The following is a 19,322-nucleotide window of genomic DNA, read 5'->3' as shown; positions in this document are numbered from 1 at the left end:
TTTTCCAGTATAATATATTCACAACCCTTTCTATTGTAAAAGTAGATTGCGCTTTTCGCAATGAAAAATATAAAAAATGTTGTATTTTTATTTATTTAGATAAAAACACCTAATGAAATAAAACTTTAATCAATGAGGGTTTTATCCATCCCCACTAATTATTAACCCATAATAACCTTTTTAATATTTGCCTCAACAAAACTTTTTACTACCGTTTTCATCTCATATGTAATAATATATTTCCACATAAAAAAAGAGCATACATCATTTAATCGATGCATGCCCCTCTTTTATTTATACATATTTTGTATCTCTTCTTTATTTTTAAGTATTTCCGAAAACTTATCGCTACAACCTTTCGGAAATAAAACTCCGAGTCCATATGAATGCCCAAACTGAAAATGAGGGTATTTCACCTTGACCTCATCCCAAAACTTATACACACCGAAATCACCGTTTTTAACTTCAATATCATGAAATAATACAATACCGTTTTTCGCAACTTTAGGTAACCATGTTTTATAATCATGAGAAACAGCTTCATACGTATGATAGCCATCAATATGCAAAAGATTTATCGTTTCATCTTGAAACTCATCCAGAGCATCATCAAAAGTAGACCGAATTAAATTCCCTATATTCAGGTAGTTATCCCTCACCACTTTTTCTACGATTTGAAAAACCCCTTCTCCATATGGACCTGTATGCCCATCTCCAGCCCAAGTATCTACAGCAAAACATTTTGTGGCTAACCCACCATCTTTTACCCCCTGGCAAAAACTAAAAAATGAAGCACCTAAATGCGTACCTAACTCAACTAAAGTTGCTGGTTCTTCAAATCTTACTAAATCATATGCGAAATCTAAATGCCCACTCCACGCAGATTGTGACCGAATAATAGGACTAAAATTTTCAAATTCAAACGATGGTTTATGAGTAACCCAGTTCATCACGTATCTCCTTATACACATATTTTTAACAAACCAAATTACTCTTATCTTTATTTTTTTGGCGTCGCGATTATGATTATATTTCATAAAAAGATGATCGTTCTTAATAAAATGAAAATTTAATCAGTGGGGGTTTTTCCATCCTCCACTGATTATTAGCCTCACCAATTGGACTTTTACGAGCAGCACGACTCCCACCTAACTTCCTCGCATTCGCCGAATTTCAAGGTGGGAGTCTTACTGCCCGTTAATGCGGGATAAACAATTTTATTTTAAATTAGAAATTTCAGTTTATTGATATTCCATTCTGTGATATATTGCATATTGTATTCAATATATTTTTTTAAAAAGGAGGACTTATATATTTTATGGATTCAAATCGTTTAAAAGGAATTATTATGGTTGTAATCGGTGCTTGTTTATGGGGCTTATCCGGAACAGCTGCGCAACAACTTTTTCAGTATGAAAACGTTTCTACTGAATGGTTAGTTACAATCCGTTTGCTTATATCCGGTGCTATTTTGCTCATTATGTCATCATTCGGAGCGAATAAAAAAGAAATATTTGGAATTTGGAAACAAAAGTCTGATGCAAATAAGATAATTTTGTTCGGTCTTTTAGGCATGCTTGCTGTACAGTACACGTACTTCGCTTCTATTAAAGAAGGAAACGCTGCTGTTGCAACTTTGTTACAATATTTAGCCCCTATATTTATCACTGTATACTTACTTTTCAAATGGAGCGTTCGTCCATCAAAAATTGATTATATTTCAATTACCCTCTCATTAGTAGGGACTTTTCTCCTATTAACAAACGGTTCTGTTCATAACTTAGCTGTATCTACACCTGCTATCATTTGGGGCGTTTTATCTGGACTATCTCTTGCATTTTATAGTTTGTATTCAAAAGAATTGTTAGAAAAGTGGTCTTCATCCGTTATCGTTGGATGGGGGATGATCATTGGGGGGATTGGCGTAACGATTTTACACTTTATTTCCACAAACGAATTCATTTTATTATCAACTATGAAATATGTAAAACTAAGTACCCTCCCGCTCATTACATTTGTCGTCATTTTCGGGACACTCATCGCATTTTATTTATACTTAGATAGCATAAGATACCTTACGCCTAAAGAAACAACATTATTTGGCTGTACAGAACCACTCGCAGCTATTATTTCTTCTGTGCTTATTTTGCACGTACCGTTTCAATCTTTTCAGTTATTAGGTGCTTTTTGTGTAATTGTAATGGTGCTCATATTAAGCCAAAAACCGGATAAAGGAAAACCAAAATTAAAGCTTGTTAATACGAAAAAGAAATATATACAATGAAAGGATTGAATTCACTATGCCTGTCCCTCAAAATTATAAAAAACCAGGAAGAGTTTCAGCAAAGTCACTCGTTTTAAATCAACTGCAAGATTGGATTATAGAAGGTGTTTTACGACCTGATGAAAAAATAAATGATGGGGAATTGGCAGAAGCACTAGGAGTAAGCAGAACACCTGTTAGAGAAGCTTTACAAATTTTAGAGCTTTCTGGATTAGTTGAAATGGTACCTGGGCAAAAAACGAAAATCGCGCCTATTAAGTTAGACGACGTATCTATCATTTATGAGACGATAGCTGGTCTTCACTCAATTATAGGAAAGCAAGCACTTCAAAAAGTTACAGACGCTGATATTAAACTACTTTCCGAGATAAATGATGCTTTTCAACAATCTATACATGAAAAAGATTCAAAAAAAGCTTTAGAACTAGATATACGATTTCACAATACAATTACTTCTATTGCTAAAAACCGATATATTGAACCTTTTCTAGAAAATATGCAACTTCACATTTTACGCCTTGAATATTTATTTTTCCAAAACTTCGTGCCTGCAAGTCAATCTATTAAAGAACATCACTCTATAATTCAAGCACTACAAAAACAGGATGAAAAACGAATGGAACAAATGATGTCTCAAAACTGGCTCCGTCCAATGAAAGAAATACAAAAAATAATTTCTATGAAATAATAAAGCTGGTTACACAAAAGTGTAACCAGCTCCTTCTTTAATAATCTATATGCTATGCCTGAATATTTGCGTAATCTTCAATATGCTCGTACTCTTTTTCCAATTCCTCTAAAGACAGCTCGTATAACTGTCGGTCGCGAATCTTAAACACCCCTGCTCCAATTAACTCATCAATTAAATGTCTCTTACGATTTTCAACAGCAAAACGGAGTTGACTACTCATCTTTTAAAAAACTCCTTTCTACGATCATTGAAAATGATAATCTTTATCAATTACCACTTTTGATTATAAAAGATGATTCTTAATAAGTAAAGTAATCTTATGAAATATTTACCTTACAAAGTATTTGTGGCCACATTATATATATGTATGCCACGCGAAAAATGTTATGACACTTTTTCATACCCTTTTTCTTTCATACTTTGCAAGTTGTCTCATTATGGTTAAATTCACCTTCTATTTCAACTTGAATGGTGACATGTTCTACATGAAATTTCCCCTTTAATACATCCGTTGCTTCTTTCAATACGCTTTGCGTTTCATTACCTTCGATAATAAGATGGCAAGTTAATACTTGAAAATCTGATGTTACAGACCATATATGTAAATCATGAACTTCTTTTATAATAGTAATATTTAATAATGTATTTTTCACCTCTTCAGCATCTATGTGCTGCGGTGCACCTTCCATTAATATATGAACTGTATCACGTGTTACACGCCATCCACTTATAATGACTAAAATAGACACAAGAATACTAGCAACCGCATCTGCAGCAGTCCATCCAAAAAATTTAATAAGTAACGCAGCAATAATCGCTCCAACTGAACCTAATAAATCGCCTAGTACATGTAAGAACGCACTTCTTAAATTTAAATTACCTTTCACATCTCCGCCTCTCATTAATATCCAAGCTGATACAATATTAATAAGCAGACCAAGTACAGCAATAATGAGCATTCCATTACTAGCGATTTCAACTGGTTCCTTAAAACGACGAATTGCTTCAATAAAAATATATACTGAAATGACAATAAGAACGACACCATTACATAATGCCGCTAACATTTCGACTCGCTTATACCCATATGTTTTCGCGGCCGTTGCCGTTTTTTCCCCAAGCTTGAACGCAAGTAAACTTAAAGCTAAGGATACTGCATCACTTAACATATGCCCTGCGTCAGACAATAGTGCTAAGCTATTTGTCACAAATCCGCCAATAACTTCAGCAATCATAAAGCTTGTTGTTAATAAGAAGGCAATTAATAACACTTTTTTATTTTTTGAATGACCGTGATCATGTGAGTGTCCCATACAAATACTCCTTTAAGTGCAATATCTGTATGTTAGTATGAAACACATTCCCTATCTTTATCCCCCATTAACGCCCGATAGTGAATGCTACTAATCCGTAGAAGATGAACAATACCCCACTGATTAAAGTTTCACTTTATCCCGCTTCCTCTGTATACAAACTTCGCTACTTTTCAAACAAGTCCTTTTTCTCAACTAAAAACAAGACTACTTCTTTTTTATTTTCATATTGTTTACTAATGAAAGAATTTTTAAGGGGGTTACAAACTTGAAACGACTATTTCTCTGCATGGAGCGTGAACTTGTTGTAGTAAAAGAACAATATGGTAACTATGAAACCACATATCATTTACAAAATATGCAACCTACCTGTATTGTGGTTGATCCATTCCAAACAAATCGTGTATATTGCGGCACATTTGGACGAGGTTTATGGCTAAGTGACGATGGCGGGGATTCATGGAGACCAATTGGAGATTCATATCGTTACTTTGATTTCCCTAAAGAGGATGGTATTTTACACTCTTCTATTACTTCTATAACGATAAGCTCAAATGAACAAGTTAACGGCTACGGCGTCGTTTATGTCGGCACAGAACCGAGTGCTTTATTCCGTTCAGAAAATAGTGGTGAAACGTGGACTGAACTTAAAAATATGAAATCATTATTATCTTCCTATACGTGGGCTTTTCCACCTAGACCTTTTACCCATCACGTACGCTGGATTACAGTTGATCCAAACAATCCAAATACACTCCATGTTTCAATCGAAGCTGGTGCTGTTATTCAAAGTAATGATAAAGGGCATACATGGATTGATAAAAAATTCGGTGCTCCTATCGATGCTCATCAATTACTCATGCACCCTGAAGCCCCAAATCGCCTTTATGCATCATGTGGTGACGGATTTATGGGCGGACCTGATCGCGCATATCTTGAAAGTTATAACAGTGGAAACAGCTGGATCTCATGTAGTGACGGACTTGAGCATCATTATTTATACAGTATGGCTATCGATCCAGCTGATTGCGATACAATTCTCGTTTCTGCCGCACCGAGTGCTGATTTAGCTCATCACCGTATTCCTTATGAATCTTATATTTATCGTAAAACGAAAGAGACTCCGTTCCAGCAAGTACAGCAAGGTCTACCATCTGCAATTGGTACAGTCATTTCGATGTTTGCTACAAATCCAGCCGAACCACATACGTTTTACACTTTAAATAACAATGGCATCTTTCAATCCACTGATAGCGGCGAAACGTGGGAACAACTAAACATTACATGGAAAGATGAGTATAAAACGCAGCATCCGCATGCATTGCTCGTTACTAGTTCTTAACGAAAGAGAGACTGCCTAATGTTTTTAGGCAGTCTCTCTTTTATTTCTTTAAATCAATTACAATATCATCTAGAACAATATCTTTACTCTTCTCTTCTTTTTTCGGCACTTCAATTTTCTTCTCTTTTCCATTCACATATTCCACTCCACCATGATTTTCAGGTGTATGAACTCGCAAGTGCACACGAGGTGTAACGATAAGCTTTGTTGCATTTTCGTTTAACTTTTGGAATGTAGCACTCCAACTACTTTTATGTGGCTCTGCTACTGTACTAGTTCCGCCATTTCCTTCACCTGCATATTTATTTCCTAAATCATCTTTTATTTCTAATTCCACATCAGCGCTATCCCATATACTTCGTAATGCCTTAGATTCTTCCTGATTGTAAAAAACGATAAAGGACATCGGGGTTACTTCCATTTTATCTATGTTTACTTTTATTCCTTCTTTTTCAGTAATTCCTTGAAGCTTAATTTCTTTACTATCCATTCCCTTAACAGTAAGGGCAAAATTCCAATTCCCTTTTATAGATTTCTTTTCCTCATACATATTTATTGCCTCTATATCCCACCAAACATTTGCAACATCTAACCTTTCACTACCATGACCACTCATCGTAGTCATACCTACATATTTTCCCTCTCCAACTTTTGTCACGTCCGAACTACCTCCTCCACCATTAAAGCCCATCACTTGCGGACTTCCAAACGGGAACGGTTTCTCTCCTAAATCTTTTTCGCTTTCAATAGAATATGTGATTGTAATTGTTCTACCATCGAACACAGCATCATTAATTGTAACTTTAACCCCATTACTCTCTTTCGTCATATTCAATTCAGTCGAAAACTCTTTATAATTTTCATGTACCCCTGTTCTACCATTATCTAAAAATCGGAATATGTCACCTACAATTGGCAATCCCCCGGCATATGTAGGGAACCCAATACCAAGCGTTGCAACTGATAACCCTACTAAAATAGATGCAGCAGCGACACCCTTTTTCCAACTTTTCATCCTTTTCTTCATACGTATCGATTGTTTTACATTACGTTTTACTTTTTCTTTTTCAATTTCAGAGGCCTCAATTTCCTCAAGTTCTTTTTCATCTATATCAATGTCATTTAATAGTTCATAAATGTCTTTCATATTGCACTACCTCCAAAACTAATATTCGTAGCATTTTGTTGTAGTTTCTTTTTCCCACGGTACACACGATTATCTATTGCTGCCCGAGTTAATCCTAATTTGTCACCTATTTCCTCTGTCTTCATACCGATAAGATATTTCATAATGAATACTTTTTGATCTAACGGTTCTAATTGATTAATAAGCTTCAATAACTCTTCCCTATCTTCCATAACGATTAATTCATCTTCTGCTGACTTTTCCATACTAATATGAAACTCATCTGAAATAATTTCTACTTTTCTAGTCGCTTTCCGGTAATAATCAATCGCCTTAAATTTTGCAATCGCCGCTATCCATTTTTTAAAGTCACTCGGCTCTCCATGAAATTTATTTGCGTTATTCCAAATGGAAAGAAATATATCGTTTACACATTCCTCTATGAGTCCATCATTTTGAACTGGAAGAAGAACTTTGTGCGTGATTCCTTTTATGAGCGGTAAGTATGTATCGACAACAAATTCTAGCGCATCTTCCTTCTGCCGCTGTAATCTTTTTATAAAATTTTTCTCATTTGATTTCATGTAGCGATTCCCCTTATTTTTTTGTAAAAGCTTTTACACCCTATATAACGTCTAAAAAAATATTTTCTCTCATCTTTTTTATTTTTTGTGTGTAATGGAATACTTTTCCTTAGCCATTGTCTCATATAAATATAAGCTTGAAGAAAATTTTCTCAAGTCTGTAATTCAATTAGTGTAGTACACTATTTATGCAGACACTCTTTAACCTGGTGTACATTTCATTTAATTAATCTATTTTTATAATTTTAAATTAGGAGATGAGATTTGTATGTGTGGAATTACAGGTTGGGTAGATTGGAAGAAAGATCTTTCAAATGAACATGTTATTTTAGAAAAGATGGCGAATAGTATTCAGCATCGCGGTCCTGATGCTGAAGGATTTTGGTTTTCTCCTCGTGCGGCCTTTGCACACCGACGTTTAATTGTTATTGACCCAGAAGGCGGGACGCAGCCGAAGACATTTCGTGCTGGTGATTATACGTATGCTCTTACTTATAATGGAGAAATTTATAATTTTCGTGAACTGAGAGAACAGCTTCGAAAATGTGGTCATGCATTTGAAACGCATTCAGATACAGAAGTATTACTACATGCTTATTTAGAATGGAAAGAAGACTGCGTACAACATTTAAACGGAATTTTCGCTTTCGCCTTATGGGATGATCAGAAGCAACAACTGTTTTTAGCACGTGATCATTTAGGCGTAAAGCCACTCTTTTATACAGAAAGAAATGACAGTATTATTTTCGGATCTGAAATAAAAGCATTATTAGCTCATCCATCTGTTCCTGCTGAAATTGATGCGGACGGCATAAATGAAATATTTGGATTAGGCTTATTTCGAACTCCAGGATGTGGCGTCTTTAAACATATTCAAGAAGTTCGTGCTGGACATTCTATAACATTCACACGTGATAAAAAAGTAGTTCAAAAGTATTGGAATTTAGAAAGTAAGATCCATACAGACTCTACCCAAGACACATCTTCTCATATTTTATCTATTTTACAAGATACAGTAAAAAGACAATTAATTGCTGATGTTCCTCTCGTTTGTATGTTATCAGGCGGATTAGATTCTAGTGGTATTACTGCACTGGCAGGTAAAGAATTTAGAGAGGAACACAAAACACTTCACACATATTCAATCGATTTTTTAAATAGCGCGAAAGATTTCGAACTGACATTTGCTCGAACTGGTCTAGATGCTCCTTGGGTAAAACGTGTTTCTGAACATGTAGGGACATCGCATCATGACATTATTGTGAATGCTGAAGAGTTAGCAAATCACTTATTCGTTCCCCTTCACGCGAAAGATTTACCCAGTGCTGGCGAAATGGAAACTTCACTTTATTTACTATTTTGCGAAATGAAAAAAGATGCAACCGTAGCTTTATCTGGAGAATCTGCTGATGAAGTATTCGGGGGATATCCTTGGTTTCATCAAGAAGAACTATTATATGTAGATAAGTTTCCGTGGTTAACAAACTGGAAAAACACATCTTCTCTATTATTAAACGACGTAACAACTCAATGTAATCCTGAGCAGTATATTAATAAACGATTCGATGAAGCTGCTCTTGAAGTACCTACTCTTGAAGGTGAAAGTAAAAAAGAAGCGAAACAACGTCAAATGTTTTATTTATTTTTAACACGATTCCTTCCGTTCTTACTCGACCGTAAAGACCGTATGAGTATGGCTGTAGGATTTGAAGTTCGTGTACCGTTTTGCGATTATAGATTAGTTGAATATTTATGGAACGTTCCTTTCAACATAAAAAGTATTGATAATATTGAAAAAGGAATTTTACGTAGGGCACTGAAACCAGCTTTACCTGATGACGTACGAAATAGAAGAAAAAGTGCTTATCCAACTTCACAAGATCCACACTACTTACAAACAATCCGTAATTTAACACTTGATATGTGTAGTAATAAAAACAATCCTGTTTTCTCACTCATTAACCATTCCATATTACTTGCAATTGCTGATCAAAGTAACAAAGAGATTACCAATTTTGAAGCAAGAAGTGCTATGGAGTATATGCTACAAGTAAATGAATGGTTAAAAACGTATCATATTCATATTGCTTAACAAAAAAGAGTTCAAGGACAAAAACCCTTGAACTCTCTTTCATTTATTAATTGGCACATTGTCTATTTTCAGTATCGATGGACCATCCAATAATAGTGGCACAATCTCTACCTTTCCACTGAAGTACATTTGTTAATACAGGCTCAATCTGTAAACAAGATCCGTCGTGTAATATTTCTACTAAAGATTGATCATCATCAAACTTTAGTTTATCACACTCTAAAATACCATCCGTTGCCATTACAATGTGATTCTGACCTTTTTCTAATCCCCTTACCCCTGATGTAAAACAAGGTGTATTCGCTGCAAAAACATTTTTTCTTCCTATATACTCATAGTTCTTACGCTTATTTAGCCTACCTTTTCCATTTTTCGTTTGCTCTGAATGGAATAAATACGCGAAGCAATCACCAACTGATAGCCAATATAAGAACTCACCTTTTCGTAAACAAATTAAACATGCAAGTTCCTCATCATCTTGGTCACATTTCTCGATAAAGAGCTCATCTGTAAATAACGCTAATAAATACATATGTGTATGATGAAATGCTAAATGGATTGGGTATGAAAATAACTCTTTTAGTTTTTCTTCTCTTTCTGAAATCGCTTCTATTATATAATGTATATTTTTCGTTTTATGATGTGTATCAAAAATCATAACAAATTCAAATTCTAATTTCGGATCCCACCAAGCTAGCACTGCATCTCCTCTTTCATATGCATCACTCTCTTGATTTCCTCCATATACGCCGACTGAAAGAGGACCACATTTTTCAACATGTATTTGATCTACATACATCTTTTCATGACTAATCCATTTAAATGTATTCACAGCTATCATCCTCTCTCTTGCTAAATGTATACCTTTACACATAGATTACCTTATATTTCAATAAAAATAAACTTTTTCAACATTTATTATGAAAATAACAGGATTTTAATTCTTATCAAGCGAATATATCTTATAATACGATATAAAAATTAGGGGGAATTATAATATGAAAGACATTAATCCACATTGGGAGACAATATACTATCACTTACGCTATGAATATGAAGACAATCTTTCTCATCAAGCAATTCGTATTTTACAAATCATTTCTCGAGAGAAAGATATAACAATTGGAAAAATTGCTTCTGAACTTGGTTTATCTCATAACACAGCGTCCGAACATGTAAAACGCCTTATTCAAAAAGGGTTTATTATTAAAGAAAGAAATAAACAAGATGAACGAGTTGTGAATCTTACATTAACGGCAGAAGGAATTGAAGCATTAGAAAAGCATACTTTGCTAGACAAAGAAAAGATACAAATATTAGAATCACAATTATCAAAAGAAGAGCAACAACTAATAGAAAAAGCCTTTTCGTTATTAGCTAAGGAGGCAAAATATGCATTTCCTCGTTAAGGTCATCGTCTCCGCCCTCATTATTGGGGGTGTAACCGAATTTGCCAAATATTTTAGTACGCTTGGTGGCTTTATCGCAGCCCTTCCTCTTATTAGTTTACTTAGTTTATTTTGGATTTCTTTCGAAGGTGGGAGTAAACAAGAATTAAGTCAATTCGCTTTAGGCGTATTATATGGATTTCCTGCATCTGCACTACTATTATTTATTGTTTATATCGGTTTAAAAAACTCCTTTTCACTTAGTACATCTATACTCTTCGGCATATGCGCCTGGTGTATCGTCTTTACTTGCCAAAAAGCATTTCAAGCTTAGGGGGAATTACTATTAATAGATCAGTAGAGATCCTCAATATTCTATTGCTCAATTGATTGAGGGCGGTATGCCAAAAGAAGAAGCTACACAACTTGAAGATATGTGGCAAGAACTTATTCGTGAACAATTAAATCTCTCAATAAACAGCCAATACATTTTGGCTGAACATGCTAGTCACGGGATAGAAAACGATCGTCCAGATGCTATCATTGAAGCCATTCACTTATTGTAAATAAAAAAAGGAAGCAACTAAAGCTGCTTCCTTACTTATCTATTCATAGTCTTCTTCATCATCGACTTCTTCATAATACGAACTCCCATTGCTTACATATATAGGACCGTTCGCAACATCAATACGTAGTACCCATGCCCATGGCACAGCTAAACGTTTATGTATTGCTCTCCAAAAGTTCATTGATTTTCTTTCGTACTCCTGGAACTCCTGAAGTAACTCTTTATAGGAGGAACCGTCTAACTGAATATTTGCTTCTAATAAACGAGAATGGGCATAGTACTGTAACTCTAGTTCAGCAGCAATCTCCATTTCTTCTTCCGTTGCCATACCTATAATTGCTCCATCTGCTGGTGCGATTTCATATACGTTGTGAACTTCAATAAGCCCTTCTTTCTCTTTCTCAAACATGTAAACAGCCTCCTTTAACCAATATTTTTTATGTTACAAAGTCATACTTCTACAATACCTTCTCCCTTTCCTCTTTTTTTGATAAACTTTTACAAATTATTTATCTGATAATCTGTAGACTGTATTCTTTCAGCAGAACTGAAACAATTATTATCAAAAGTTAATTTATACACATCAGGCATATGAAGGGTTTTCCAAAACTGAAAACCATATTTCGAATCAAAATAATTCATTAGTAATACCATAATATTCCCATGAGTACCTATTACAATATTCTTACCTTTATATTTTTTTAATATACTTTGCATACATATTACAGCGCGTCTTTGCGCTACATCATTTGATTCTCCGCCTTCGTATGCAAAAGTCCAGTCTTCCCATACCTTCTGAATAGCATCGTTAAAATCTGTTACTGGCTCTTTACTTAATAACCTTTCCCGTAAATCTTCTTCCAGTTGTATTGATAAATTATATGTATTCGCAATTCCTTGCACGGTTTGAATCGCCCTTTTATACGGACTAGAGATCACAACATCAATATGTTCCTCTTTTAATAAATGTATTACATTATCTGCATCAATGTGTCCCTTGTCAGATAAGGGGCGTTCCCTTTCTTCCTTTGTATATGTAGAGTGAGCGTGGCGAACGAAATATATTGTAGTCATTTGTTCCTCTTCCTTTCTTTCTTAGTTTCAATCTATATTCAATGGAGTAAATAGGAGATCCTGTATCAGTAAAAGAAAAGGACGCTTTCAAATAAGCGCCCGTTGTTTACATAATAAAATTATTTCATTATAACTTTCTTCTGAATTCTTCATCTGTTATAGCATCTTGAATAAAATAATCTATATTATTTCTCAGCTTTTGATATGCAACTTGATCTTCTATATCGTTAAACATAATTACAACTTCTACCTTATTCCCTTTCTTATCTGTAGTATACAAACTTTTTGTCAATACGAATGCGGTAGAACCACCTTTTTGACCAGCATATTCCAACTTACTATTTTCAACTGTTCCTTTAAAAACATTATCAATTTCATCTTGCATTGATTTTGGAAAATAATTTCTACTATTTATCTTTTCCATTAAACTCAGATAATCTTTAGCATTTGCACTCACTAATCGATCTGACCAAATACGCTGGAATTCCATATCTATTTTTAATGGTATATCACGTTTCTTCCATTCACTTTCATCTTTCATCCATTCATGTATTTGTAACACGTGTTTATTATATTCATCATTAGACATGTTACGTATCATTTCTAACGATTGATTTTCTGGCTCATTAAGCTCTTTTTCTACATACCCTCTCATATATAGTGAAGCAGTATACGAAGAGAACTTGTCATGACTAGTAAGTTCTAACTCTTTTAAACTATCATTTACTCTTTCTATTCCAAGCTTATTTAACAAATATGTTGTATTCGCATTAGAACTATAATGAATCATCCCTTTAGCCACTTCTTCTAAAGCAATCTGTCCATTTTGCACTAACTCTCTCACTTTTGAATCTTCTAACCAGTCAGGATGCGCTCCACCATCAGTGTTTTTAACATAATATTTTTCTAAATCCTGCAATGAAATTTGTTCATCTCGACTTATTTTTCCTTCTGACACTTGCTTAGCAAATTCAACTGCTATGACGATTTTTGCCGTACTTGCTAATGGTAATTTTTTATTTTCATTTACAGATGTTACTACTTCACCATTTTTTCTAATAAGTAATGAACATGTTTCATCACCTTTATGTTCTTTTATGTAGTTTAATACGTAATCAGGATCTTCTTTTGACAAATAGTACTTCATAATAACAAAGAAAGCTATAACAGCTACTACAATCACTCCTGCAACAATTCCTATAATCTTTAATATGTTCACAATATGCCCCCTCTATAAATTCCCTTCTATATAATAATTATAACGAATAAAAATACAAAATTATACAAAATAGAGTAACTCTTCCTAAAAAAAGAAAGAGTTACTCTATTTCACATGATGTTATTTGTCCATTTAACGTAACAACTATATTTGAGTCGTCACTTTCTTTAACTCTATTTAGTCGATTTGAGTTAGGAGGACCAATTACAACTGACTCCTTAATTGGCGAAAGGTCCTTTCCTAATTTTTCTGCACTTACACCGTATGCAGCTTGAAATACTTCTGGCGGTGTTAATCTAAGTATGTCTGATCCCTCTGCTGTTTCAAACTGATCGTTATTAAAGAACAAATGTAATTGTACTTCTTCTGTTACCGCTGTAATCCAATGCCACCATCCCATTGGAATAAAGACAGTTTGCCCCGCTTTCACATGATAATTTTGCAATTGATTCGTTTCGGGATTTAAAATGGATGTAACTGCTTCTCCTGATACAACAACATCTAATTCCCACGCATTCGGATGCCAATGTGGTTCCCGCATATGCCCTTTCGTCATAAATAAATCAACAAACGCCCCTCCTATCATCGCAGGTAACTGCGTTGAGGTAACTTCATATGCAACGTTTTTCTCATCTCTTTTAAAAAAGACATTTTTTCTCGAATCAAAGAAAAGATTTGGCGTTCCTGAGCTTTTCTTTAAATTTTTATTATCTGGAACATAACCTGAACTACTCATTTTATCCCTCTTTTCCACTCCGAACATTTCTACTTTCACACTGTATCGTATGGAAAAAATGTATGAATGTGCCTATCATTCACATAACAAAAAAAACATGCCTTCATGATGAGAGCATGTTTTGTGATTTTTTTCACATTATTTAGTTAAAAAATAAACTTTTTACTTACCATGATGTAACATTAAATCACTAAGTTCTTCTTCAATGTGATTTAATTTCGCAACTCCTTCTTTCCACTTATGAATATAACGCGATACCCCGACAATAAATAAAACAATAATTGTAGAAAGAATAATACCATATACGATTGTTACAGTACTCATAGTTACACTTCCTTATAATTAGTAATGTTGTTATTAGTTATATTTTTATTATAAACCTTTTTCTTTTAAAATACTTCGATTTCAACTTTTTGTAACAAAATTGATTTTTCTAATATTTCGTTCATAAAAATGGAATATTTTTCACAAATTATACAAAACTTCACCATATGTACTATTGCCACATGAGTTATATTGTTAAATAGGATAAAGTGAAATTTTAGTCAGTACGGGGTATCTATCCCACACTGATTATTAGCCCGCACCAACCAGGATTTTACGGACCGTTACTGTGGGATAAAGGGGATGAAATACTATGACGACTTGGTTTATTGTAATGTTAGTTGTATTTGGAGCATTTAAAATTATTGTTTCTAGCCTTCCTAACTCTGCTATTGAATCCATTATTAGCAAGTACGAAACACATCCACAACTTGAAGAAGAGAATGTGACTGTTACAATCAATGGAAATAACTTAGAAGGCGAAAAGAAATCCAAAATTATTCATGATTTTAACGAAGGATTATTTTTAGATCGCTATTATGCACCACCACACAATGAAGGCACTCCTTTAATTATCAATGCAAAACGTGGCAAAAAAGATTTTACATTTTATATTTATAGTCATGAAGAGCATGTTGATGTAGTAAAACAACATAAAAAGAAGGTAGTTGCTTATAGTTTACGCTCTAAAAACCTTCAAAATAATGATATGTTCGTGTCAGCTGATTTAGCTTAATGCTCATATATTAGAAGAAGGAATCCATGGCACATAGATTCCTTCTTTCCTATTTACTGAAAAATAAGCTCTGTCTTCAAACTATCTTTCGGTAACAACCATCCTTTTTGTTCTAAACTCTTCATTAATAATTCTCTTTGTTTTGTTGCAATACTTTCCTCATTTGTTTTAAACGACACTTCTATTACGAAATCATCTTCTATTTTCCCTGTATTACTTAGTGGCCAAACTTCAATATTCGTTTTTATATTTTCAAATTCACCTGTATACCGTTTCATTAATACAGGACCATAAATGTGAGAATCCTTCAGCATCTCTTCTCCCCAATTCGTATACAACCATTTGTTCATTTTCCCTGGTAACTTTTCTATTAACATATTTTGAGCAGCTTGTTCATTTGGTAAATCAAGTATCCCATATCCTTTAGCACTATAACTTTTCTTATTTGAAATACTTAACGTTTTCTTCTCAAATCCCCAATCTATTTCCGCCTCATAACTATCAGTTTTACTATCAAATCCATCTTTTTCAGCTACTTCTAGTGCATCTTGAATTACACCTTTTGGAATAGGATATCTTTTTTTATATGTTAGTTCAAAATCTTTACTAAATTCTTTCTTTCGAATTCTCGCAAACCAACCTTCATTACTTAAATTTTTATTCGCCGTATCTAAAAATTGCACTTGTATTCTTTCATAATTTGTACCAGCCTGGAAATGTTCTAGTACCTCTTGCTTCATCTCTTTGTTATAACCTAATACTTGTTCTGGCTTTAATAATAACTTCACTTCAAAACTAGGTTTCATTGGACTAGCAGCAAACCCTTCCTTAACATGATAAAGGAAACAACAAAAGAAAATACTTACGAATACAAATACCTTTTTCATATACCGATCTCCTTTACATTTTAAATTACTTCTATACGTTCCAGAGTAAGCGAATACACATTTTCATATCCTGCTGTGCTTAGCTTTTGTTGTAATCGATCCGTATCCTCTTTCAAAGCATGTACTAACACCGTATGTTCTGGTAATAGTGTATTTAACATTTCCTTAACGTCACTTATACTTTGATGAACTTTATATGGAACTCGCTTCACCCTACATTCTTTACCTACACGTTCCTTCAAAACTTTTTCTGCAAAACTTCCTTTAGCAATATGTCCAGTAAAGATAATGGAATTTCGTTCTTTATGCCGAAGTTGTTCATAATACAACTGTGCTCGTTTTGTTTGCATATTCGCATCACTCATTACAACTATTCCGTAACTATTTTGCATACAAATGTCCTTATCCATAACTATTATGTTTCTTTTTAAACCCTCCACAACCCGTTCAAGTTTTTCATTATTTTTTAACCAATCTTTATATACGAACATCTCTTCAAATCCAGCAAAAATTTCTTTATCTACTATAATTGGAAGTTCTTTATATCGTTCATATAAATACAATACTATATCTTGCGCCCTACCAAGTGAGGGCAGTGGTAGTAATACTGTTCCTTTATTTTGAGCAACTCGTTCAATTTCTGCACATAATTCGTCTATTCGTTCCTTTTGTGAAACATCATCAGTGTGATAAGCGGCATCTACAATTGCAATTTTTATATCGCTTCGCAAATCTTCAGGTAAATTAGCTCGTAGTATATTAGATTCTGCTGAATAATCACCAGAATAAAATACGTATGTATTACACATATCCACTAAAAACCAAACAGCTCCTAATACATGCCCACTATACCCCCATTGAAACCGCAACGTTGGTGTAATCTGTATCCATTCATTTGGATTACTAATCTCATCAATACATACATAATTTAGATCTTTAATATTTTGATCGTTATAAGGTAAATTCCACCCTTTTGAAAGATTGTAGTTTCCCCATTTTTCAAAATAAGCTGGAAGTTGCTCCTTCGTATAACGAGTCGTCCAAATTTTTTTCTTATATCCATACTTCGTCAATAAAGGTAAACCCATCGTATGGTCTTCATGAATATGTGATAAAAATACTGCATCCAAAAACGGAACAACTTCTCTTTCTATTTTAGGATAACTATCCTCATATGATCGATTAATACCACAATCAAATACTATTTTTGTCTCTTTATTTTTTACAAAATAGCAGGAACGACCGTATTCTCCCGCTCCTCCCCATACTTCCATCCTCATCATGCTACCCCTTTTCGTTTTTGCTCCATATGTTGCAGAAGTAATAAGCACATTGTTGTAAGCCCAACAGAAACAACAGCCATTGCCATTCCTATAGATACTTCTCCTTGTTCAAATTGAGCAAAAATAAACGTTGCTGACGTTTCTACTGATGGAGGTAGTACGAGAAGCGATGCTACTAACTCTCTTATCGAAATCGTAAATGTCATCGCCCATCCAGCAAGAATTCCTGGAATAATAAGCGGCAATATTATTTTTCTAAAAATATAAATATAATTCCCGGAAAAAATACTTCCTGCCTGTACAAGAGAATCATCAATTTGTCCGAGTGATGCTTTTACATACTGCACCGTATAAGGTAAAAAGAGAACAACATACGTTACGATAACCATGACTGGTGTATTGTAAATTGACATAGGCATATAGGGTGAATTCCAAAATAAAATAAGCCCTACAACCATCACTATTCCTGGTACCATATTCGGTAACATGCCGCACATATCAAGCCATTTTTCAGAGGACTTTTTCCCCTTTCGAATCATAAGCGCCAAAAATACGCCAATAATTACAGCAACAATCGCCGTTACGAGTGAAAAAAGAAAACTGTTCCATAAAGCTTCTAATCCCGGAGAACCAATTGTAAATAATGCTTCATAATGGCTTGTTGTAAAGTTATTAAAATGTAAGCCACCGCCTCTTAACTTCGACAAAGAAGCAATAAGTATAGAAAAGTATGGGATTCCAATTGCTACTATTAGTAAGCCAATTACATAAACCCATGCTATAACGCGCGCAAATATAGACAAAGTATACCTTTTAGATTTCACACCTTTTCCACTAACCATTGCATATGTATACTTTCGATTCAATACATTTTGCATATACCAAATGAGCATACACGCACTAAGTAATAAAGAAGATAGTGCTGTGGCACTGCCAAAATCAATCGGCCAACTAGAGATAAATTTATGAATCTCAGATGTTAACACATGGAATCCTATTCTACGTCCGAATGTAGCTGGTGTTCCAAATTCAGCAATCGTCTTTACGAAAATGAGTAAAGCACCCATTACATAACTTGATAACAATAACGGTAGTATTATTTTTCTTAAACGATAGAAAAAACTTCCACCATGAACTGCTGCAGCTTCTTCTTTACTACTCCCAATCTGAAGTAACGTGTTTTTCAACATGAAGTAAAGGAATGGGAATAAATGCAGACTCATAATTAAAACCATACCGCCTAAACTAAAAAACGATGATGAAATCGGCTTTAAAGCCGGAAAAAATTGTTCAAAATAACCGTTAGGTTGCATGAACAAAATCCAGCCCATCGATCCGATATAGGGCGGGGTCATAAATGGGATCATAAAAACAATATCTAACTTACTATACTTTCCTACATCTGTTTTGCTCATAATGAACGCCAATGGAAACGCAAATATTGTAGCTCCTATTACAACGAGTACACCTAGAAGCATCGAATTTAGAAAAATTCCAGCTAATCCACCACTCTGCATGACTTCAAAAGGCTTTAAAAAATTCCAACTGCTATTTTCATATACACTAGAAAATAAAATGAGAAAAAGCGGAATGACGATTAACATCGCCACAAGTAACAACGCTACTGTCATTCCAACTTGTCTTACTGATACGAATCGATTTACCATGTAATCAC

The 19,322-nt window shown here is 34.1% G+C and carries 22 protein-coding genes and 1 pseudogene; 8 read left to right on the top strand and 15 right to left on the bottom strand.

Translation table 11 applies throughout. The annotated features are described in order from the left end of the window. Positions 1 to 290: 290 nt before the first annotated feature. On the bottom strand, positions 291 to 950 hold the full coding sequence (locus tag NSQ08_RS07320) for a class I SAM-dependent methyltransferase (RefSeq protein ID WP_002030981.1): 660 nt from the start codon (positions 948 to 950) through the stop codon (positions 291 to 293). A 368-nt stretch (positions 951 to 1,318) separates the two neighbouring features. On the opposite strand from NSQ08_RS07320, the gene NSQ08_RS07315 reads away from it, so the two are divergent. Then, positions 1,319 to 2,284, top strand: a complete 966-nt coding sequence (locus NSQ08_RS07315; protein ID WP_016103098.1) for a DMT family transporter — start codon at positions 1,319 to 1,321, stop codon at positions 2,282 to 2,284. A gap of 16 nt (positions 2,285 to 2,300) precedes the next feature. After that, complete coding sequence (locus NSQ08_RS07310; protein WP_002030983.1) at positions 2,301 to 2,972, top strand: GntR family transcriptional regulator; 672 nt, start codon at positions 2,301 to 2,303, stop codon at positions 2,970 to 2,972. A 52-nt stretch (positions 2,973 to 3,024) separates the two neighbouring features. Here NSQ08_RS07310 and fbpA read toward each other — a convergent pair whose 3' ends face one another. Next, positions 3,025 to 3,195 carry a Fur-regulated basic protein FbpA gene (gene fbpA / locus NSQ08_RS07305; protein WP_002012091.1) on the bottom strand — a complete coding sequence of 57 codons (171 nt, stop codon included), beginning with the start codon at positions 3,193 to 3,195 and terminating at the stop codon, positions 3,025 to 3,027. A 193-nt stretch (positions 3,196 to 3,388) separates the two neighbouring features. Next, positions 3,389 to 4,288, bottom strand: coding sequence for a cation diffusion facilitator family transporter (locus NSQ08_RS07300; protein ID WP_340773023.1), 900 nt, complete (start codon positions 4,286 to 4,288; stop codon positions 3,389 to 3,391). A gap of 268 nt (positions 4,289 to 4,556) precedes the next feature. Here NSQ08_RS07300 and NSQ08_RS07295 point away from each other — a divergent pair, with 268 nt between their 5' ends. Further along, positions 4,557 to 5,630: a WD40/YVTN/BNR-like repeat-containing protein gene (locus NSQ08_RS07295; RefSeq protein WP_340773019.1), complete on the top strand. Its 1,074-nt coding sequence runs from the start codon at positions 4,557 to 4,559 to the stop codon at positions 5,628 to 5,630. Between the two features lie 40 nt (positions 5,631 to 5,670). Here NSQ08_RS07295 and NSQ08_RS07290 read toward each other — a convergent pair whose 3' ends face one another. Both NSQ08_RS07290 and NSQ08_RS07285 read right to left on the bottom strand, forming a co-directional pair. Further along, positions 5,671 to 6,777, bottom strand: a complete 1,107-nt coding sequence (locus NSQ08_RS07290; protein ID WP_340773016.1) for a DUF4179 domain-containing protein — start codon at positions 6,775 to 6,777, stop codon at positions 5,671 to 5,673. Further along, complete coding sequence (locus NSQ08_RS07285) at positions 6,774 to 7,340, bottom strand: sigma-70 family RNA polymerase sigma factor (RefSeq protein WP_002193117.1); 567 nt, start codon at positions 7,338 to 7,340, stop codon at positions 6,774 to 6,776. Before NSQ08_RS07285 ends, NSQ08_RS07290 begins: the two co-directional genes overlap by 4 nt. A 268-nt stretch (positions 7,341 to 7,608) precedes the next feature. Here NSQ08_RS07285 and asnB point away from each other — a divergent pair, with 268 nt between their 5' ends. After that, positions 7,609 to 9,432, top strand: coding sequence for an asparagine synthase (glutamine-hydrolyzing) (gene asnB, locus NSQ08_RS07280; RefSeq protein ID WP_340773007.1), 1,824 nt, complete (start codon positions 7,609 to 7,611; stop codon positions 9,430 to 9,432). A 46-nt stretch (positions 9,433 to 9,478) separates the two neighbouring features. Here asnB and NSQ08_RS07275 read toward each other — a convergent pair whose 3' ends face one another. Next, positions 9,479 to 10,306 carry a protein phosphatase 2C domain-containing protein gene (locus tag NSQ08_RS07275; protein ID WP_002012083.1) on the bottom strand — a complete coding sequence of 276 codons (828 nt, stop codon included), beginning with the start codon at positions 10,304 to 10,306 and terminating at the stop codon, positions 9,479 to 9,481. Between the two features lie 124 nt (positions 10,307 to 10,430). Between NSQ08_RS07275 and NSQ08_RS07270 the strand changes: the two genes are divergently transcribed. The 3 genes and pseudogenes from NSQ08_RS07270 to NSQ08_RS07260 form a co-directional block, all read left to right on the top strand. Further along, complete coding sequence (locus NSQ08_RS07270) at positions 10,431 to 10,841, top strand: MarR family winged helix-turn-helix transcriptional regulator (protein WP_340773003.1); 411 nt, start codon at positions 10,431 to 10,433, stop codon at positions 10,839 to 10,841. Further along, positions 10,825 to 11,154 carry a DUF3147 family protein gene (locus NSQ08_RS07265; RefSeq protein WP_340773000.1) on the top strand — a complete coding sequence of 110 codons (330 nt, stop codon included), beginning with the start codon at positions 10,825 to 10,827 and terminating at the stop codon, positions 11,152 to 11,154. Before NSQ08_RS07270 ends, NSQ08_RS07265 begins: the two co-directional genes overlap by 17 nt. 19 nt (positions 11,155 to 11,173) lie before the next feature. Beyond that, a pseudogene (locus tag NSQ08_RS07260) lies at positions 11,174 to 11,386 on the top strand (alpha/beta hydrolase); the annotation flags it as partial. 39 nt (positions 11,387 to 11,425) lie between these two features. Here NSQ08_RS07260 and NSQ08_RS07255 read toward each other — a convergent pair. The 6 genes from NSQ08_RS07255 to NSQ08_RS07230 all read right to left on the bottom strand — a co-directional run bounded on the left by NSQ08_RS07255 (position 11,426) and on the right by NSQ08_RS07230 (position 14,923). Next, a complete protein-coding gene (locus NSQ08_RS07255; RefSeq protein ID WP_000461762.1) occupies positions 11,426 to 11,797 on the bottom strand; it encodes a hypothetical protein in 372 nt (123 codons plus the stop codon). A gap of 89 nt (positions 11,798 to 11,886) precedes the next feature. Next, on the bottom strand, positions 11,887 to 12,462 hold the full coding sequence (locus NSQ08_RS07250; protein ID WP_256491801.1) for a histidine phosphatase family protein: 576 nt from the start codon (positions 12,460 to 12,462) through the stop codon (positions 11,887 to 11,889). 127 nt (positions 12,463 to 12,589) lie between these two features. Further along, on the bottom strand, positions 12,590 to 13,681 hold the full coding sequence (locus NSQ08_RS07245; protein ID WP_340772991.1) for a serine hydrolase: 1,092 nt from the start codon (positions 13,679 to 13,681) through the stop codon (positions 12,590 to 12,592). Positions 13,682 to 13,781: 100 nt separating this feature from the next. Continuing rightward, the gene (locus NSQ08_RS07240) at positions 13,782 to 14,417 is read right to left on the bottom strand and encodes a cupin domain-containing protein (protein WP_340772987.1); all 636 of its coding nucleotides are present in this window, start codon (positions 14,415 to 14,417) and stop codon (positions 13,782 to 13,784) included. A gap of 162 nt (positions 14,418 to 14,579) precedes the next feature. Continuing rightward, positions 14,580 to 14,741: a hypothetical protein gene (locus tag NSQ08_RS07235; protein ID WP_000109008.1), complete on the bottom strand. Its 162-nt coding sequence runs from the start codon at positions 14,739 to 14,741 to the stop codon at positions 14,580 to 14,582. Between the two features lie 65 nt (positions 14,742 to 14,806). Then, a complete protein-coding gene (locus NSQ08_RS07230) occupies positions 14,807 to 14,923 on the bottom strand; it encodes a hypothetical protein (protein WP_002031004.1) in 117 nt (38 codons plus the stop codon). A 131-nt stretch (positions 14,924 to 15,054) separates the two neighbouring features. On the opposite strand from NSQ08_RS07230, the gene NSQ08_RS07225 reads away from it, so the two are divergent. Next, complete coding sequence (locus tag NSQ08_RS07225; RefSeq protein WP_002011948.1) at positions 15,055 to 15,477, top strand: YfmQ family protein; 423 nt, start codon at positions 15,055 to 15,057, stop codon at positions 15,475 to 15,477. Positions 15,478 to 15,530: 53 nt separating this feature from the next. Here the strand turns inward: NSQ08_RS07225 and NSQ08_RS07220 are convergent, their stop codons facing one another. From NSQ08_RS07220 to NSQ08_RS07210, 3 genes are read right to left on the bottom strand one after another with little or no spacing between them, the layout of a single operon-like run. Further along, positions 15,531 to 16,364 (bottom strand): hypothetical protein, encoded by an 834-nt coding sequence (locus tag NSQ08_RS07220; protein ID WP_340772982.1) that lies wholly within the window; start codon positions 16,362 to 16,364, stop codon positions 15,531 to 15,533. Between the two features lie 20 nt (positions 16,365 to 16,384). Then, positions 16,385 to 17,647 (bottom strand): MBL fold metallo-hydrolase, encoded by a 1,263-nt coding sequence (locus NSQ08_RS07215; protein ID WP_340772979.1) that lies wholly within the window; start codon positions 17,645 to 17,647, stop codon positions 16,385 to 16,387. Beyond that, complete coding sequence (locus NSQ08_RS07210) at positions 17,644 to 19,314, bottom strand: ABC transporter permease (RefSeq protein ID WP_002031009.1); 1,671 nt, start codon at positions 19,312 to 19,314, stop codon at positions 17,644 to 17,646. The genes NSQ08_RS07215 and NSQ08_RS07210 overlap by 4 nt, the downstream gene beginning before the upstream one ends. Between the last annotated feature and the right edge of the window lie 8 nt (positions 19,315 to 19,322).

Origin of the sequence: Bacillus sp. FSL E2-8887 (assembly GCF_038007205.1) — a bacterium.
GTDB lineage: Bacteria > Bacillota > Bacilli > Bacillales > Bacillaceae_G > Bacillus_A > Bacillus_A mycoides.
Note: the sequence above shows the minus strand (reverse complement) of the source record. Positions and strands in the feature narration are given on the sequence as shown.

Excerpts from the sequence above, each read along its gene's own strand:
- NSQ08_RS07320 (WP_002030981.1), bottom strand. The coding sequence starts at position 950 with ATGAACTGGGTTACTCATAAACCATCGTTTGAATTTGAAAATTTTAGT.
- NSQ08_RS07315 (WP_016103098.1), top strand. The coding sequence starts at position 1,319 with ATGGATTCAAATCGTTTAAAAGGAATTATTATGGTTGTAATCGGTGCT.
- NSQ08_RS07310 (WP_002030983.1), top strand. The coding sequence starts at position 2,301 with ATGCCTGTCCCTCAAAATTATAAAAAACCAGGAAGAGTTTCAGCAAAG.
- fbpA (WP_002012091.1), bottom strand. The coding sequence starts at position 3,195 with ATGAGTAGTCAACTCCGTTTTGCTGTTGAAAATCGTAAGAGACATTTA.
- NSQ08_RS07300 (WP_340773023.1), bottom strand. The coding sequence starts at position 4,288 with ATGGGACACTCACATGATCACGGTCATTCAAAAAATAAAAAAGTGTTA.
- NSQ08_RS07290 (WP_340773016.1), bottom strand. The coding sequence starts at position 6,777 with ATGAAAGACATTTATGAACTATTAAATGACATTGATATAGATGAAAAA.
- NSQ08_RS07285 (WP_002193117.1), bottom strand. The coding sequence starts at position 7,340 with ATGAAATCAAATGAGAAAAATTTTATAAAAAGATTACAGCGGCAGAAG.
- asnB (WP_340773007.1), top strand. The coding sequence starts at position 7,609 with ATGTGTGGAATTACAGGTTGGGTAGATTGGAAGAAAGATCTTTCAAAT.
- NSQ08_RS07275 (WP_002012083.1), bottom strand. The coding sequence starts at position 10,306 with ATGTGTAAAGGTATACATTTAGCAAGAGAGAGGATGATAGCTGTGAAT.
- NSQ08_RS07270 (WP_340773003.1), top strand. The coding sequence starts at position 10,431 with ATGAAAGACATTAATCCACATTGGGAGACAATATACTATCACTTACGC.
- NSQ08_RS07265 (WP_340773000.1), top strand. The coding sequence starts at position 10,825 with ATGCATTTCCTCGTTAAGGTCATCGTCTCCGCCCTCATTATTGGGGGT.
- NSQ08_RS07255 (WP_000461762.1), bottom strand. The coding sequence starts at position 11,797 with ATGTTTGAGAAAGAGAAAGAAGGGCTTATTGAAGTTCACAACGTATAT.
- NSQ08_RS07250 (WP_256491801.1), bottom strand. The coding sequence starts at position 12,462 with ATGACTACAATATATTTCGTTCGCCACGCTCACTCTACATATACAAAG.
- NSQ08_RS07240 (WP_340772987.1), bottom strand. The coding sequence starts at position 14,417 with ATGAGTAGTTCAGGTTATGTTCCAGATAATAAAAATTTAAAGAAAAGC.
- NSQ08_RS07235 (WP_000109008.1), bottom strand. The coding sequence starts at position 14,741 with ATGAGTACTGTAACAATCGTATATGGTATTATTCTTTCTACAATTATT.
- NSQ08_RS07225 (WP_002011948.1), top strand. The coding sequence starts at position 15,055 with ATGACGACTTGGTTTATTGTAATGTTAGTTGTATTTGGAGCATTTAAA.
- NSQ08_RS07220 (WP_340772982.1), bottom strand. The coding sequence starts at position 16,364 with ATGAAAAAGGTATTTGTATTCGTAAGTATTTTCTTTTGTTGTTTCCTT.
- NSQ08_RS07215 (WP_340772979.1), bottom strand. The coding sequence starts at position 17,647 with ATGATGAGGATGGAAGTATGGGGAGGAGCGGGAGAATACGGTCGTTCC.
- NSQ08_RS07210 (WP_002031009.1), bottom strand. The coding sequence starts at position 19,314 with ATGGTAAATCGATTCGTATCAGTAAGACAAGTTGGAATGACAGTAGCG.